Here is a 14835-nt window from a genome sequence, read left to right as displayed (position 1 = left end):
GGGCGGCCGGGTCGGGGGCGGGAGCGCGGAAAACCCGCCCGGCCGTGTCAGGATCGGAGGGCCATGACTGCGACCGAGACTCCCGAAGCGGCCCCCGTCCCCCCGACCGAGCGGCTCCACGCGCCCGTCCTCGCGTGGTTCGAGCAGCACGCGCGCGACCTGCCCTGGCGGCGCCCCGAGGCGGGCGCCTGGGGGGTGATGGTGAGCGAGTTCATGCTCCAGCAGACCCCCGTCAGCCGGGTCCTGCCGGTGTACGAGCAGTGGATGGCGCGCTGGCCGCGCCCCGCCGCGCTGGCGGCCGAGGCCCCCGGCGAGGCGGTCCGTGCCTGGGGCCGGCTGGGGTACCCGCGCCGCGCCCTGCGCCTGCACGGCGCGGCCGTCGCCATAACGGAACGGCACGGCGGCGACGTACCGAGCGACCACGCCCAGCTGCTGGCGCTGCCCGGCATCGGGGAGTACACGGCGGCGGCGGTGGCGTCGTTCGCGTACGGCAGGCGGCACCCCGTGCTGGACACCAACGTCCGCCGCGTCTTCGCGCGCGCGGTGACCGGAGTCCAGTACCCGCCGAACGCCACGACCGCCGCCGAGCGCCGTCTCGCGCGCGCCCTCCTGCCGGACGACGAGGCGACGGCGGCCCGCTGGGCGGCGGCCTCGATGGAGCTGGGCGCCCTGGTGTGCACGGCGCGGGGCGAGGACTGCGGGCGCTGCCCGATCGCCCGCGCGTGCGCCTGGCGGCTCGCCGGGAAGCCCGCCCACGACGGCCCGCCGCGGCGCGGCCAGACGTACGCGGGCACGGACCGGCAGGTCCGCGGCAAGCTGCTCGCCGTCCTGCGGGAGGCGACCGCCCCGGTGCCGCAGGCCGCGCTGGACGCGGTGTGGCACGACGCGGTGCAGCGCGCCCGCGCCCTGGACGGCCTCGTCGCGGACGGCCTGGTGGAGCCCCTGGACGGCGGCCGGTACCGGCTCCCGTCCGCCTGACCGGCCCCTCCCCCACCCGCTCCCGTCCGCCCGGCCGGGCCCCCTCCCCACCCGCTCCCGTCCGCCCGGCCGCCCCTCGGGGCCGTCCCGCTCCGCGTCCGCGCCCTCACCCACCGCTGTGACAGAGCCGCTGTTACACAACCGATGGGCAGCCGTGCGTCCGCCGAAGGGTGCCCCGGACAGTGCCGTGACAAGCGCTCCGTAGCTTCTCGTGGTGTCAGCGCGGGACACCGGCCGAAGTGGCCGGAGGCGCTGCGGGGGCCACGGCTTGTCACGGGGAAACGGAGGCGGTTCGGGATGTCGCACGGCGAGGTGCTCGAATTCGAGGAGTACGTACGCGTACGGCAGGACGCCCTCCTGCGCAGCGCCCGGCGGCTCGTCCCGGACCCGGTCGACGCGCAGGACCTGCTGCAGACCGCCCTCGCCCGCACGTACGGCCGCTGGGACGGCATAGCCGACAAGACGCTCGCCGACGCCTACCTGCGCCGCGTCATGATCAACACCCGGACCGAGTGGTGGCGCGCCCGCAAGCTGGAGGAGGTGCCCACCGAGCAGCTGCCCGACGCGTCCGTCGACGACGCGACCGAGCAGCACGCCGACCGGGCGCTGCTGATGGACGTGCTGAAGGTGCTGGCGCCGAAGCAGCGCAGCGTGGTCGTCCTGCGCCACTGGGAGCAGATGAGCACCGAGGAGACCGCTGCGGCGCTCGGCATGTCGACCGGTACGGTGAAGAGCACACTGCACCGTGCGCTCGCCCGTCTCCGCCAGGAGCTGGAGAGCCGGGACGTCGACGCCCGCGCCCTGGACCGGGGCGGGGACCGGGCCCGGCCCGCGGAGCGCGGCACGCGGGCGGTGAACGGGCGTCGTCACGGACGGGAGCAGGAGCGGTGCGCGGCCTGAGCGGCGGACACGGGAGCGGCGGCACACGGCCGCCGGCACCCGGGAGTGGCACGGCGGCGGGGAGGGCGGCGGTGGCCGCGCTCGCCGCCGCCGGCCTGCTCGGGCTGTTCACGGCCGGCTGCTCCACCGGCGGCACCGGTACGCGTGACGAGGGCGCCGCCCCCACCGACCAGGGCGTCCCCTCCGGCCAGTCCACGCCGGCCGCGTCGGCGCCGTCGCCGTTCCGGCGGGTCGACGTGATCGCGCTGCTGAAGGGCGACCCGAAGGTCGGGGACCAGGTGAAGCGGGACCTCAAGCCGTGCGGCCCGGACGCCTATCCGGTCGACACCTCGTACGGCAACCTCACCGGGTCCGGTGTGGCGGACGTCGTCGTCAACGTGCTGACCTGCGGTGACGCGGTGGGCGTCGGCACGTACGTGTACCGGATGCGGGGCAAGCAGTACGAGAACGTGTTCTCGCTGGAGGAGCCCGCCGTCTACTCCGCGATCGACCGCGGCGACCTGGTCGTCACCAAGCAGGTGTACGCGAAGGGCGACCCGATCGCCTACCCGTCCGGCGAGGAGGTGATCACCTACCGGTGGTCGTCGGACCGGTTCACCGAGCACTACGTGGTGCACAACGAGTACAGCAAGGCGGTCGAGGGCGGAGACATCAGCGGTCCCGCACCGACCGCGCCGAGCGAGGACTGAGGGCGCGGGAGGGCGCGGCATGGCGGAGACGCACGTCCTGTTCGTCGAGGACGACGACGTCATCCGGGAGGCCACACAGCTGGCCCTGGAGCGGGACGGTTTCACGGTCACGGCGATGCCGGACGGGCTGTCCGGCCTGGAGGCGTTCCGGGCGCGGCAGCCGGACATCGCGCTGCTGGACGTGATGCTGCCCGGCATGGACGGGGTCAGCCTGTGCCGCCGCATCCGGGACGAGTCGACGGTGCCGGTGATCATGCTGTCCGCGCGCGCGGACTCGATCGACGTGGTGCTGGGCCTGGAGGCGGGCGCCGACGACTACGTCACCAAGCCGTTCGACGGGGCCGTGCTGATGGCGCGCATCCGCGCCGTGCTGCGCCGCTTCGAGAACGCGGGGGGCGCGGCGGGCCCGGACGCCGGCGACCGGGGCGAGCGCGGACTGCTGGCCTTCGGGGACCTGGAGGTCGACACCGAGGGCATGGAGGTCCGCAGGGGCGGGGCGCCGGTCGCGCTGACGCCGACGGAGATGCGGCTGCTGCTGGAGTTCTCCTCCGCGCCGGGCACCGTCCTGTCGCGGGACAAGCTGCTGGAGCGCGTCTGGGACTACGGCTGGGGCGGTGACACGCGCGTGGTGGACGTCCACGTGCAGCGGCTGCGCGCCAAGATCGGCCAGGACCGGATCGAGACGGTCCGCGGCTTCGGATACAAGCTCAGGGCCTGACGCATCATGAAGCAGCCCGCACTGCGGACCGGCGTGCGGTGGAAGATCTCCGTCGCGATCGCCGCCGTCGGCGCCCTGATCGCGTTCGCGCTCAGCCTCGTCGTCCACAACGCCGCCCGGGTGTCGATGCTCGACAACGCCCGCGAGGTGCAGATGGAGCGGCTGCTGTTCGCGCAGCGCGTGTACGAGGCGTCCAAGCCGAAGGAGCCGCGGTTCGGCACCAAGCTGAACGATCCCAGCCTGCCCCGGGAGCTGGACCGGCTGATGGCGCGCAAGCACCGCGGTACCTACGTGGAGGAGCACGCGGGCGGGGCGCCGGACGTGTGGGCGGCGGTGCCGCTGGGCAACGGCGACGTGCTGTCGCTGCACACGCCGTTCGCGGACCGCAGCGCGACGGTGATGAAGCGGCTCGACGAGGCGCTGATCGTCGGTTCGGTGTCGGTGGTGCTCGCCGGGTCGGCGCTCGGCGTGCTGATCGGCGGCCAGTTGTCGCGGCGGCTGCGGAAGGCGGCCACCGCCGCGGGGAGGGTCGCGCAGGGCAACACGGACGTGCGGGTGCGGGACGCGATCGGCGGGATCGTACGGGACGAGACGGACGAGCTGGCACGTGCCGTGGACGCCCTGACGGACGCCCTGCACGAGCGGATCGAGGCCGAGCGGCGGGTCACCGCGGACATCGCGCACGAGCTGCGCACCCCGGTCACCGGGCTGCTGACGGCCGCCGAGCTGCTGCCGCCCGGCCGGCCGACCGAGCTGGTGCGGGACCGGGCGCGGGCGATGCGGACCCTGGTCGAGGACGTGCTGGAGGTGGCCCGGCTGGACAGCGCGTCGGAGCGTGCCGAGCTCCAGGAGATAGCCCTCGGCGAGTTCGTCAGCCGCCGCGTGGCCCTGATGAACCCGGACGCAGTGATGCGGGTGGTGCACGAGTCGTGGGTGAGCACCGACCCGCGCCGTCTGGAGCGCATCCTCGGCAATCTGCTGACCAACGCCGCCAAGTACGGCAGACCCCCGGTCGAGGTGACCGTCGAGGGCCGGGTCGTGCGGGTGCGGGACCACGGCCCCGGGTTCCCCGAGGCGCTGCTGCGCGAGGGGCCGAGCCGGTTCCGCACGGGCGCCAGCGACCGGGGCCGCGCGGGCGCCGGTCACGGGCTGGGGCTGACCATCGCGGCGGGCCAGGCGCGGGTGCTGGGCGCCCGGCTCACCTTCCGCAACGCCGCGACGCCGGACGGCACCGCCCCGGGGGTGGGCGGTGCCATCGCGGTGCTGTGGCTGCCGGAGCACGCTCCGACGAACACGGGGAGTTTCCCGATGATCCAGTTCCCCGAGGGGGACTGAACCGGGGCCGTCGGGGACGGCGGGGGGGCGCCGTGGCGCGCCCCCGGGGCGTCAGATGAAGACGCCCTCGGCGCGCAGGAACGACGCGGGGTTGACCGAGGAGCCGTAGTTCGGCGTCGTACGGATCTCGAAGTGCAGGTGCGGGCCGGACGAGTTGCCGGTGTTGCCGGACCGGGCGATGAGCTGGCCGGTCTTCACCTTCGAACCGATCTTCACGTTGATCTTCGAGAGGTGGGCGTACTGCGAGTACGTGCCGTTGGCGTGCTTGATCACGATGGCGTTGCCGTACGCCGGGCCGTCGCCGCCGCCGTTGGGGCCGGCCTTGACGACGGTGCCGCCGTGGACGGCCTTCACCAGGGTGCCGACCGGGACGGCGAAGTCCTGGCCGGAGTGCTTGTTCGTCCACATGGCGCCGCCCTGGTTGTAGCCGGCGGTCAGGGTGTAGCCGGTGACGGGCTTGATCCAGCCGACGGCCTTGGCGGCCTTCTTGGCGGCGGCGGCCTTGACCGCGGCGGCCTTGACGGCCTTCGCCTGGGCCGCCTTGGCGGTCTGGGCCTGGGCCTGGGCGGTGACGGCGGCGGCGGTGTCCATGGCGAGCGGGGCCTGGGCCTCGGCCGCGACGGCCGACGCACCGGCTCCGAACACCGCGGTGACTCCCATGCCGGCGGCAGCGAGGGCGACGACGGCGTTACGGGTGGGGTGCTTGGCGCGCTGCGACATACGAGGTGAACCTCCGGGTGAGGGGCAAGGACCTGCCCGGCACGAGCGACGCACCGGGCTTCGGTCCTCATTGGTACCGGCTTCTCCCGACATGCCTCAAGTGCCCTTTCTACGACATACGGTCGTAGTGTCCGTTGTGTGACGTGGACACTTGACGCCCCGGACGATTCCGTCACCACCCTTGAGAAATGCACTCAAAAGGGACATTGACCCCGCATCTCCCAGGCAAGCGGGGCCCGCCACCCCGCACCGGCGCGCGTTCCCCCTCCGCACGCCGGGCTTCCACGGCGCACGCCCCCCTCGCGACCACCCCGAGGGAAGATCAATATCTCCCCAGGTTCACTATTCCGCCTAGTACGTCCGGATTGCCCTGTGCGCATCGTCACGGGGAACGGGCCCGCCTTCTTCCTGAGCGGCCCCCGCTCCGGGATCCTCTGGCCATGAGACCCGTGACACGCACCACACAGACGCGCAAGTCCCCGGCCGTCCGCGCCACCGCGCTCGGCCTCGCCGCGCTCCTCGCCTGGACCGTCCAGGGCCTGGCCGGCGCGCCCGCCGACGCCGGCCCGTCCGACACCGGCCTCAAGGGCGCCATCGACGAGATCCTCACCGACCCCCGCCTCGACGGGGGCGCCGCCGGGGTCGTCGTCGCCGACGCCACGACTGGCGCCACCCTGTACCAGCGCGACGGCGGCGACCGCCTCATGCCGGCCTCCAACACCAAGATCCCCACGTCCGTGGCGGCCATGGCCCTCCTCGGCCCGGACCACCGGTTCCGCACGGAGGTGCTGGCCACGGGCCGCCGGTACGCCGACACCCTCCACGGCGACCTCTACCTGCGCGGCACCGGCGACCCCACCACCCTCGCCGCCGACTACGACCGGCTCGCCGCGCGCGTGGCCGCCGCCGGCGTCCGGCGGGTCACCGGCCGCCTCGTCGGCGACGACACCCACTTCGACGCCAACCGGCTGGGCCGCTCCTGGGCCGCGGACGACGAGTCGTCGTACTACTCCGCGCAGATCTCCGCGCTCACCCTCGCCCCGGACACGGACTACGACTCCGGCACCGTCATCGTCGAGGCGGCGGCCGCCGGCGCCCCGGGGCAGCGTCCCGCGGTCACGCTCACCCCGCGCAACGACTACGTCCGCGTCGACAACCGCGCCACCACCGTCGGCAGCGGCCGCCCGGACACGCTCACCATCGAGCGGGCCCACGGCACCAACACCCTCGTGATCAGCGGCGAGATCCCGGTAGGCGCCTCCCCCACCAAAGAGTGGATCACCGTCGACGAGCCGACCGGGTACGCGACCGCCGTCTTCGCGGACGCGCTGGCCGCCCACGGCGTACGCGTCGAGGGCCCCACCCGGCTCGGGCTGAGGACCCCCGCCTCGGCCAGGCCGGTGGCGGCGCACGAGTCCATGCCGCTCAGGCAGCTGATGCACCCGTTCATGAAGCTCTCCAACAACATGCACGCCGAGGCGCTCACCAAGGCCGTCGGTTACGAGGTCTCGGGCAGCGGCAGTTGGGACGCCGGACTCGCCGCCGTCGGCGCGTATTTGGAGAAGGAGGGCGTCGACACGTCCCGGCTGCGCCAGGCCGACGGCTCGGGGCTGTCCCGGATGAACCTCTTCCCGGCCGGTCAGCTCGCCGCGCTGCTCCTCGCCGTCCAGGACGCCCCCTGGTACGCCGACTGGTACGCCTCCCTGCCCGTGGCCTGCGACCCGGACCGCCTCGTCGGCGGCACGCTGCGGCGCCGCATGTGCGACACCCCGGCCGCCCTGAACGCCCGCGCCAAGACCGGCACCCTGACCGGGGCCTCGGCCCTCTCCGGGTACGTCACGGACGCGGCCGGCCGCCGCCTCGTCTACAGCGTGGTCCTCAACAACCACCTGGCGTCGTCGGTGAAGGACGTCGAGGACGCCATCGTGGTGACCCTCGCCTCCTCGGACACCGCGGCGGGCGCGATCACCGGGCCGGCCCCGCGCGCCGAGCGCCGCGCGGCCCCGCCGGCCGCCCCGCTCGAATGCGGCTGGCTCAAGCCCGAGGCGCCCTGCTGACGCACGGCACGCGAAGGGGCCCGCCCCGGACCGTGGGTGTCACGGTCCGGGGCGGGCCCTTCGATCGTCACTGCGGCAGGGAGCCGCCGCGCGTCAGGCGTCCTTGGACAGGTTCGGTCCGGCGCCGCCGGCCGCCTCGATCGGCGGAGCGTCCGGCAGGGCCGACTTCTCCTCGCCGCGGAAGGTGAACTTCTTCTCCTCACCCTCGCCCTCGGTGTCCACGACCACGATGTGACCGGGGCGCAGCTCGCCGAAGAGGATCTTCTCCGACAGGATGTCCTCGATCTCGCGCTGGATCGTCCGGCGGAGCGGACGGGCACCCAGCACCGGGTCGTAGCCCTTCTTCGCCAGGAGGATCTTCGCGTCACCGCTGAGCTCGAGGCCCATGTCGCGGTCCTTCAGACGCTCGTCCACCTTGTCGATCATCAGGTCGACGATCTGGATGATGTCTTCCTGGCTGAGCTGGTGGAAGACCACGGTGTCGTCGACACGGTTCAGGAACTCGGGGCGGAAGTGCTGCTTCAGCTCCTCGTTGACCTTCGCCTTCATCCGGTCGTAGCCGGTCTTGACGTCGCCCTGGGCGGCGAAGCCCAGGTTGAAGCCCTTGGAGATGTCCCGGGTCCCGAGGTTGGTCGTCATGATGATGACCGTGTTCTTGAAGTCCACGACCCGGCCCTGGGAGTCGGTCAGGCGACCGTCCTCCAGGATCTGGAGCAGGGAGTTGAAGATGTCGGGGTGGGCCTTCTCGACCTCGTCGAAGAGGACGACGGAGAACGGCTTGCGGCGCACCTTCTCGGTGAGCTGGCCGCCCTCCTCGTAGCCCACGTATCCGGGCGGGGAGCCGAAGAGGCGGGACACCGTGTGCTTCTCGCTGAACTCCGACATGTCGAGCGAGATCATCGCGTCCTCGTCGCCGAAGAGGAACTCGGCGAGCGTCTTGGACAGCTCGGTCTTACCGACACCGGACGGGCCGGCGAAGATGAACGAGCCACCGGGGCGCTTCGGGTCCTTGAGGCCGGCCCGCGTACGGCGGATGGCCTGCGACAGGGCCTTGATGGCGTCCTTCTGGCCGATGACGCGCTTGTGGAGCTCGTCCTCCATGCGGAGCAGACGGGAGGACTCCTCCTCCGTCAGCTTGAAGACCGGGATGCCGGTGGCGGTGGCGAGGACCTCGGCGATCAGCTCGCCGTCGACCTCGGCCACGACGTCCATGTCGCCGGCCTTCCACTCCTTCTCCCGCTTGGCCTTGGCGGCCAGGAGCTGCTTCTCCTTGTCGCGGAGCGACGCGGCCTTCTCGAAGTCCTGCGCGTCGATCGCGGACTCCTTGTCCCGGCGGACGGCGGCGATCTTCTCGTCGAACTCGCGGAGGTCCGGCGGCGCGGTCATCCGGCGGATGCGCATCCGGGAACCGGCCTCGTCGATCAGGTCGATCGCCTTGTCCGGCAGGAAGCGGTCCGAGATGTACCGGTCGGCCAGCGTGGCCGCCTGGACGAGCGCCTCGTCCGTGATGGACACGCGGTGGTGCGCCTCGTACCGGTCGCGCAGGCCCTTGAGGATCTCGATCGTGTGCGGCAGCGACGGCTCCGCGACCTGGATGGGCTGGAAGCGGCGCTCCAGCGCGGCGTCCTTCTCCAGGTACTTGCGGTACTCGTCGAGCGTGGTGGCGCCGATGGTCTGGAGCTCACCGCGGGCGAGCATCGGCTTCAGGATGGACGCGGCGTCGATGGCACCCTCGGCGGCGCCCGCACCCACCAGGGTGTGGAGCTCGTCGATGAACAGGATGATGTCGCCGCGCGTGCGGATCTCCTTGAGGACCTTCTTCAGGCGCTCCTCGAAGTCACCGCGGTAGCGGGAGCCGGCGACCAACGCGCCGAGGTCCAGGGTGTAGAGGTGCTTGTCCTTGAGGGTCTCGGGCACCTCGCCCTTGACGATGGCCTGCGCCAGGCCCTCGACGACCGCCGTCTTGCCGACGCCGGGCTCGCCGATGAGGACCGGGTTGTTCTTGGTGCGGCGGGACAGCACCTGCATGACCCGCTCGATCTCCTTCTCGCGCCCGATGACCGGGTCGAGCTTGGATTCGCGGGCCGCCTGGGTGAGGTTCCGGCCGAACTGGTCGAGGACCAGGGAGGTCGAGGGCGTGCCCTCGGCGGGACCGCCGGCGGTGGCGGCTTCCTTGCCCCCGGAGTAACCGGAGAGCAGCTGGATGACCTGCTGCCGCACCCGGTTGAGGTCGGCGCCCAGCTTCACGAGGACCTGGGCGGCGACGCCCTCGCCCTCGCGGATCAGGCCGAGCAGGATGTGCTCGGTGCCGATGTAGTTGTGGCCGAGCTGAAGGGCCTCGCGGAGCGACAGCTCCAGCACCTTCTTGGCACGGGGCGTGAAGGGGATGTGACCGGACGGGGCCTGCTGGCCCTGGCCGATGATCTCCTCCACCTGCTGGCGGACCGCCTCGAGCGAAATCCCGAGGCTCTCCAGGGCCTTAGCGGCGACACCCTCACCCTCGTGGATCAGGCCCAGGAGGATGTGCTCGGTGCCGATGTAGTTGTGGTTGAGCATCCGGGCTTCTTCCTGAGCCAGGACGACAACCCGCCGCGCGCGGTCGGTGAACCTCTCGAACATCGTTAATCGCTCCTCAGAGCGGTCAGGCAGTAAGGGGTCGGTCCCCTCCCTGTCCTTCCGCAGCTTAGTCCCGCAAGCGGGGACCGCTCATTCCAACTGCCGACACCCGTCGATGGCCTCCTGACCCCGAACGCCGACAACTGCTCCAACCCGATGGTGCGAGACGATGTTCCCGCAGGCCAGGCAGATACCCTCACCGGCAGTACGCCGATGGCGAACGTGAGACGTCCGCGCCCGCGTGTCGCCCCTCCCCACTAGGGATGTCTTACCCGCAAGCGGTGACAGTCCATGCGGCGCACCCCCGTGGCCTCAGCTACGGGCGAACACCCTTGCGCCGCGGTACCCCGTCGCACCGATCCGCTCCCCGCACGCACGGCGACCGGTTGCCCACCGTGCGTAACCTCCGGTGGGGGCCGGGAGTTCCCCCGGCATGGCCGCCACCCTCCCCGTCCCCGCCCCGCGCGCACCGTCCGACGGGCGTCGCGCGCCCGGTTCGCCCGTCGCCCGGTGGTACGAGGACGAGCTGGGCTGGGCCACGGCCGACGGGCCGCCGGTGTGCCTGCCGACCGGGCTCCGCTTCGACGTCCTGGACCTGCCCGCCGCCGCCGGGCTCGCCGTGCTGCGGCGGGTGCGGGGCGACTGGCCCGTCGCGGTCGCCGGACGGCGGATGAGCGTCCTCGTGGCCGCAGGGAGCGCCGAGGAGCTCCCCGGCCTCCTCGACTGGCTCGAGTGGGGCGGGGTCGGCCTGGACCTGGCCGCGCGGGGAGCGGGCGACCGGATGGCCGCCCCCACCCCTCCGGGGTGGGACGCGTCCGGCACGCCCGGCGCCGCCGTGTGGCTGCGGCCGCCCGAGCCGGGGTGCGAGGTGGAGGCCACGCTCGCGGGGTTTCCGGGTGTCGCGGGGGGTGCGGGGTCCCCGGGCCGTTCCGGGCTCGTGCGGCTCGTCGCCGTGGCGGCGACGGAGTGCCACCGGGTCAGGCTGCTGGCCGCCGCTGCCGGCGGCCGCGCCCGGAGCCGGGGAGCGGCCCTGCGGTGAGGACGCCCGCGCGTCCGTGCGTCCGGGGTGCCCGGGGCGTCCGGGCGCCCGGGACGGACGCCGGGTGGGCGTCGGCCGGGCTTCGGAAGGCCGCCGCTCAGCGGTTGGCGTCCTCGTACGCCTGCTTGATCTCGGCCGGCACGCGGCCGCGGTCGTTCACGTTGTAACCGTTCTCCTTGGCCCACGCGCGGATCTTCGCGGTGTCCGGGCTGCCACCCGCGGCGGCACGGCCCTTGCCGCGGCCGCCCGCGGTACGGCCGCCGGTGCGCCGGCCGCTCTTGGTGTACGGCTCGAGCAGGGAACGCAGCTTGTCCGCGTTGGCGGTGGTGAGGTCGATCTCGTAGGTCTTGCCGTCCAGAGCGAACGTCACGGTCTCGTCCGCCTCGCCGCCGTCGAGGTCGTCGACAAGAAGGACCTGAACCTTCTGTGCCACCGGATTTCCTTTCATCGAAAATGCAGTACGCGGAAAGGAAACCGCTTTTCTCTGGAAAACACAAACCCCCGGGACGGGTTCAGAACCGCGAGAACGCGGGAAACATACGCGATTCGGACATAGGGATCGCGTCCGGGGGGAGGGTCACAGGTGCAGAAGCATCCGGCTGTTGCCCAAGGTGTTCGGCTTCACCCGTTCGAGACCGAGGAACTCGGCGACGCCCTCGTCATAGGAACGCAGGAGCTCGCTGTAGACATCTCCGTCGACGGGCGTCTCCCCGATCTCGACGAAGCCGTGCTTGGCGAAGAAGTCCACTTCGAAGGTGAGGCAGAATACCCGGCGCACTCCGAGCCAGCGGGCGGTGTGCAGCAACTTGTCCAGCACCTGATGGCCCACGCCGGCGCCCTTGAAGTCGGGGTCGACGGCGAGAGTGCGGACTTCGGCGAGATCTTCCCACATCACATGGAGTGCGCCGCAACCCACGACGGTCGCGTCCTCGTCCCGTTCGGCGACCCAGAACTCCTGGATGTCCTCGTAAAGCGTCACGGTCGCTTTGTCGAGGAGGATGCCCCGGGTGACGTACGGATCGACGAGGCGGCGCACGGCCGGGACGTCGCCGGTCCGCGCGCGGCGGACGGTGACGGCTTTCGCCCGGGCATTCCCCGACGGCTGCGGGGAGGGCGGGGTGGGGGCGGCGGAGGCGGAGGCGGGTGGCATGGACGACATGGCTGGGAACGCTATCGCTCCGCGGCACCCGGCCCGTCGTCACCCTGGCGCGCGGAGCCCCCGGCGGGGGCGGCGGGATCGGTGGGCCCGGTGGTCGTGGGGTCGGGGGCCGGGAGGACCCCGGGCGCGGGGGCGGCGGGGGGCGGAGCCTGCGGGACCGGGTCCTGGGGGGCGGCGGGGTGGGCGGGGCCTTCGCCGGGGGGCGGTGGGGTGCCCGGGGGCACCTGGCCGGGGCCGGGCGGGGAGGTGTGGGGGGTGGCCTGCGGGGTTTCTCCGGGGGGTGTCGCGGCGCCTTGGAGGGCGCTTTGCGGAGTCGTACCGCCGAATCCGTCCTCCGGGCTTTCCCCGGGGCGTTCGGCGCCGCTTTGCGGGGCGGCGGGCGCCTCGGCGCTTCCGGGGCGCCCTTGGCCCGTGCCTCGCTCTGCGTTTTCGTCCGAGCGCGGAGTGTCGACGTCAGGAGCGGCACCTTCCCCCGGCGCATTCGGGGGTTCTCCGGACGGGGCGGAGGAGCCTTTTCCGGGAGTTTCACGTTCCGGCGGCGCGGCGCCTTCCGGCCCTTCGGGTGTTCCTTCCGGAGTGTCGCGCTGGACGATGCGGATCGCGTCGTTGAGCGCTTCCCGCTGCTCGGACGACATCATGCCGAAGAAGGCGACGAGTGCGGCGGCCGGGTTGTCGCTCCGCGACCAGGCTTCGTTCATCAGTGCGGCCGAGTACGCCGCGCGCGTGGACACCGCCGTATATCGATAGGCCCGGCCGGCGACTTCCCTCCGCACCCAGCCCTTCTGGTGGAGATTGTCCAGCACGGTCATGACCGTGGTGTAGGCGATGGACCGTTCCCGCTGGAGATCCTCCAGGACTTCCCGGACGGTGACCGGACGGTTCCATTGCCAGACGCGCGTCATGACGGCGTCTTCAAGCTCTCCCAATTGACGGGGCACACCGCCACCATAGTGGGAGTTCCCGGAACGAACAGCCATTGACGTAACAAAAAGGACGTACGGCGTGATTCACGCCGTACGTCCTCGAAGCGGTCCCCGGAGGGTCACTCCCGGCCGGGCTCCGCCGAGCCGTCGGCGTGGCGTCCGGCCTCGACGCGCGCGAGCGCCGCGTCGACGGCCGCGTCCTCCTTGGACTTGTTCGGGCCGCCCTGGCTCTTGACGATCGTCACCACGATCGCGGTGAAGAAGACGGCCATCACCACGGGCGGAAGGAGCGCGGATACGTAGTCCATGGCATCCAGCCTAACTACCCGGCGGCCCGTTTCCCCGGCGGGGGCGGGGCGGGGCGGCGCCGGGGCGGGAAGACCTCGGACGGTTTGGGCGCCGGACGCTCCGAGGGCGCGGGGGCGGACGGCCTGGGCGGCCGCGGCTCCTTCGGCCCCTCCGGCGCGTCTCCGGCGGCGAGGGCCCCCGGGAGGGGCTCCGGGCCGCCGGGGGCGGCGACGGGCGGGGAGGCGCGGCGGGGGGCGGGGACGGCCGGGGCGCGTCGCGGCACACGCAGCTCGTCCGCGCTGGACGCCAGGCCGCCTCGTGATCCGTGTGGCGTGGGCATGGTGACGACAATACGTGCATATAGGACAAGCTTCGTGCAGGAGCGGGGCCGGGCGCGTTCAGCCCCCGGCCCCGCTCCCCCGCCGCCTCGTTCCCGTTCCCGAACCGTGCCCGGCTCCCGGGGCGGCCCTCCCGTCCGGCTCCCGGGGCGGCCCTCCCGGCCGGGCGGGCCGGGTGGGTCGGGCCGCCGGGGCCGCTTGGGCGGTCCGGGCCGCGCGGCTCGGCTGTCACGCGCCGTCCGGGCGGCCCGGGCCGCGCGGGCCGTCACATGCGGGAGATGTTCCGCTCGTACACCAGGCGGAGCCCGATCAGCGTCAGCCACGGCTCGTGCTCGTCGATCAGCTTCGCCTCGCCCAGCACCATCGGCGCCAGCCCGCCCGTCGCGATGACCGTCACGTCGGAGGGGTCGCCGTCCGGGCCGACCAGTTCCTGCCGCATGCGCTGGACGACCCCGTCGACCTGGCCGGCGAAGCCGTACACGATGCCCGACTGCATCGCCTCGACCGTGTTCTTGCCGATCACTCCGCGCGGCCGCGTCACCTCGATCTTGCGGAGCTGGGCGCCCCGGACGCCGAGCGCCTCGACGGAGATCTCGATGCCGGGGGCGATGACCCCGCCGACGTACTCCCCACGCGCGCTGACCGCGTCGAACGTCGTCGCCGTACCGAAGTCGACGACGATCGCCGGGCCGCCGTACAGCTCGACCGCCGCCGCCGAGTTGATGATCCGGTCGGCGCCGACCTCCTTGGGGTTGTCGGTCAGGACCGGCACCCCCGTCCTGATGCCGGGCTCGACGAGGACCGCGGGCACGTCGCCGTAGTAGCGCCGGGTCACCTCGCGCAGCTCGTGCAGCACGGACGGGACCGTGGAGCAGATCGCGATGCCCTCGATGCCGTCGCCCAGCTCGTCGCCGAGCAGCGGGTGCATGCCCATCAGGCCCTGGAGGACCACCGCCAGCTCGTCGGCGGTGCGGCGGGCGTCCGTGGAGATCCGCCAGTGCTCGACGATCTCCTCGCCGTCGAAGAGACCGAGGACGGTGTGGGTGTTGCCGACGTCGATGGTGAGGAGCATCGG

13 protein-coding genes and 1 pseudogene are annotated in these 14835 nt (G+C 72.7%); 7 read left to right on the top strand and 7 right to left on the bottom strand.

Annotated features, from left to right (window positions below; all coding sequences use genetic code 11):
• Positions 1-63: 63 nt before the first annotated feature.
• The 5 genes from IE106_RS26965 (at position 64) to cseC (ending at position 4620) form a co-directional block, all read left to right on the top strand.
• Positions 64-978, top strand: coding sequence for an HhH-GPD family protein (locus IE106_RS26965; protein WP_229840828.1), 915 nt, complete (start codon positions 64-66; stop codon positions 976-978).
• Positions 979-1275: 297 nt separating this feature from the next.
• A complete protein-coding gene (locus tag IE106_RS26960; RefSeq protein WP_189537831.1) occupies positions 1276-1878 on the top strand; it encodes a SigE family RNA polymerase sigma factor in 603 nt (200 codons plus the stop codon).
• Positions 1866-2567 (top strand): hypothetical protein, encoded by a 702-nt coding sequence (locus IE106_RS26955; protein WP_189537830.1) that lies wholly within the window; start codon positions 1866-1868, stop codon positions 2565-2567. Before IE106_RS26960 ends, IE106_RS26955 begins: the two co-directional genes overlap by 13 nt.
• Before the next feature lie 19 nt (positions 2568-2586).
• Positions 2587-3285 carry a two-component system response regulator CseB gene (gene cseB, locus IE106_RS26950; protein WP_189537829.1) on the top strand — a complete coding sequence of 233 codons (699 nt, stop codon included), beginning with the start codon at positions 2587-2589 and terminating at the stop codon, positions 3283-3285.
• A 6-nt stretch (positions 3286-3291) separates the two neighbouring features.
• On the top strand, positions 3292-4620 hold the full coding sequence (gene cseC / locus IE106_RS26945; protein WP_189537828.1) for a two-component system sensor histidine kinase CseC: 1329 nt from the start codon (positions 3292-3294) through the stop codon (positions 4618-4620).
• Positions 4621-4671: 51 nt separating this feature from the next.
• Here the strand turns inward: cseC and IE106_RS26940 are convergent, their stop codons facing one another.
• The gene (locus IE106_RS26940; protein ID WP_189537827.1) at positions 4672-5340 is read right to left on the bottom strand and encodes a M23 family metallopeptidase; all 669 of its coding nucleotides are present in this window, start codon (positions 5338-5340) and stop codon (positions 4672-4674) included.
• Positions 5341-5780: 440 nt separating this feature from the next.
• Between IE106_RS26940 and dacB the strand changes: the two genes are divergently transcribed.
• Positions 5781-7397, top strand: coding sequence for a D-alanyl-D-alanine carboxypeptidase/D-alanyl-D-alanine endopeptidase (gene dacB / locus IE106_RS26935; RefSeq protein WP_189537826.1), 1617 nt, complete (start codon positions 5781-5783; stop codon positions 7395-7397).
• A 93-nt stretch (positions 7398-7490) separates the two neighbouring features.
• Here dacB and IE106_RS26930 read toward each other — a convergent pair whose 3' ends face one another.
• Positions 7491-10016 carry an ATP-dependent Clp protease ATP-binding subunit gene (locus tag IE106_RS26930; RefSeq protein WP_189537825.1) on the bottom strand — a complete coding sequence of 842 codons (2526 nt, stop codon included), beginning with the start codon at positions 10014-10016 and terminating at the stop codon, positions 7491-7493.
• Between the two features lie 430 nt (positions 10017-10446).
• On the opposite strand from IE106_RS26930, the gene IE106_RS26925 reads away from it, so the two are divergent.
• Positions 10447-11052 (top strand): SCO3374 family protein, encoded by a 606-nt coding sequence (locus IE106_RS26925; RefSeq protein ID WP_189537824.1) that lies wholly within the window; start codon positions 10447-10449, stop codon positions 11050-11052.
• Between the two features lie 97 nt (positions 11053-11149).
• On the opposite strand, the gene IE106_RS26920 is transcribed toward IE106_RS26925, so the two are convergent.
• The 5 genes and pseudogenes from IE106_RS26920 to IE106_RS26900 form a co-directional block, all read right to left on the bottom strand.
• On the bottom strand, positions 11150-11485 hold the full coding sequence (locus IE106_RS26920) for a histone-like nucleoid-structuring protein Lsr2 (RefSeq protein ID WP_189537823.1): 336 nt from the start codon (positions 11483-11485) through the stop codon (positions 11150-11152).
• Positions 11486-11629: 144 nt separating this feature from the next.
• Entirely contained in the window at positions 11630-12202 is a 573-nt protein-coding gene (locus IE106_RS26915) for an amino-acid N-acetyltransferase (RefSeq protein ID WP_373295991.1), read from the bottom strand.
• A 586-nt stretch (positions 12203-12788) separates the two neighbouring features.
• Positions 12789-13113, bottom strand: a pseudogene (locus IE106_RS26910) (BlaI/MecI/CopY family transcriptional regulator); the annotation flags it as partial.
• A 140-nt stretch (positions 13114-13253) separates the two neighbouring features.
• A complete protein-coding gene (locus tag IE106_RS26905; RefSeq protein WP_189537821.1) occupies positions 13254-13442 on the bottom strand; it encodes a hypothetical protein in 189 nt (62 codons plus the stop codon).
• Between the two features lie 583 nt (positions 13443-14025).
• Positions 14026-14832 (bottom strand): type III pantothenate kinase, encoded by an 807-nt coding sequence (locus IE106_RS26900; protein ID WP_189537820.1) that lies wholly within the window; start codon positions 14830-14832, stop codon positions 14026-14028.
• Between the last annotated feature and the right edge of the window lie 3 nt (positions 14833-14835).

Origin of the sequence: Streptomyces roseolilacinus (genome assembly GCF_014649335.1) — a bacterium.
GTDB classification, from domain to species: domain Bacteria; phylum Actinomycetota; class Actinomycetes; order Streptomycetales; family Streptomycetaceae; genus Streptomyces; species Streptomyces roseolilacinus.
Note: the sequence above shows the minus strand (reverse complement) of the source record. Positions and strands in the feature narration are given on the sequence as shown.

Coding starts and splice junctions, on each gene's coding strand:
- IE106_RS26930 (WP_189537825.1), bottom strand. CDS start 10,016: ATGTTCGAGAGGTTCACCGACCGCGCGCGGCGGGTTGTCGTCCTGGCT.
- IE106_RS26915 (WP_373295991.1), bottom strand. CDS start 12,202: ATGCCACCCGCCTCCGCCTCCGCCGCCCCCACCCCGCCCTCCCCGCAG.
- IE106_RS26925 (WP_189537824.1), top strand. CDS start 10,447: ATGGCCGCCACCCTCCCCGTCCCCGCCCCGCGCGCACCGTCCGACGGG.
- IE106_RS26965 (WP_229840828.1), top strand. CDS start 64: ATGACTGCGACCGAGACTCCCGAAGCGGCCCCCGTCCCCCCGACCGAG.
- cseC (WP_189537828.1), top strand. CDS start 3,292: ATGAAGCAGCCCGCACTGCGGACCGGCGTGCGGTGGAAGATCTCCGTC.
- IE106_RS26940 (WP_189537827.1), bottom strand. CDS start 5,340: ATGTCGCAGCGCGCCAAGCACCCCACCCGTAACGCCGTCGTCGCCCTC.
- cseB (WP_189537829.1), top strand. CDS start 2,587: ATGGCGGAGACGCACGTCCTGTTCGTCGAGGACGACGACGTCATCCGG.
- IE106_RS26960 (WP_189537831.1), top strand. CDS start 1,276: ATGTCGCACGGCGAGGTGCTCGAATTCGAGGAGTACGTACGCGTACGG.
- dacB (WP_189537826.1), top strand. CDS start 5,781: ATGAGACCCGTGACACGCACCACACAGACGCGCAAGTCCCCGGCCGTC.
- IE106_RS26905 (WP_189537821.1), bottom strand. CDS start 13,442: ATGGACTACGTATCCGCGCTCCTTCCGCCCGTGGTGATGGCCGTCTTC.
- IE106_RS26900 (WP_189537820.1), bottom strand. CDS start 14,832: ATGCTCCTCACCATCGACGTCGGCAACACCCACACCGTCCTCGGTCTC.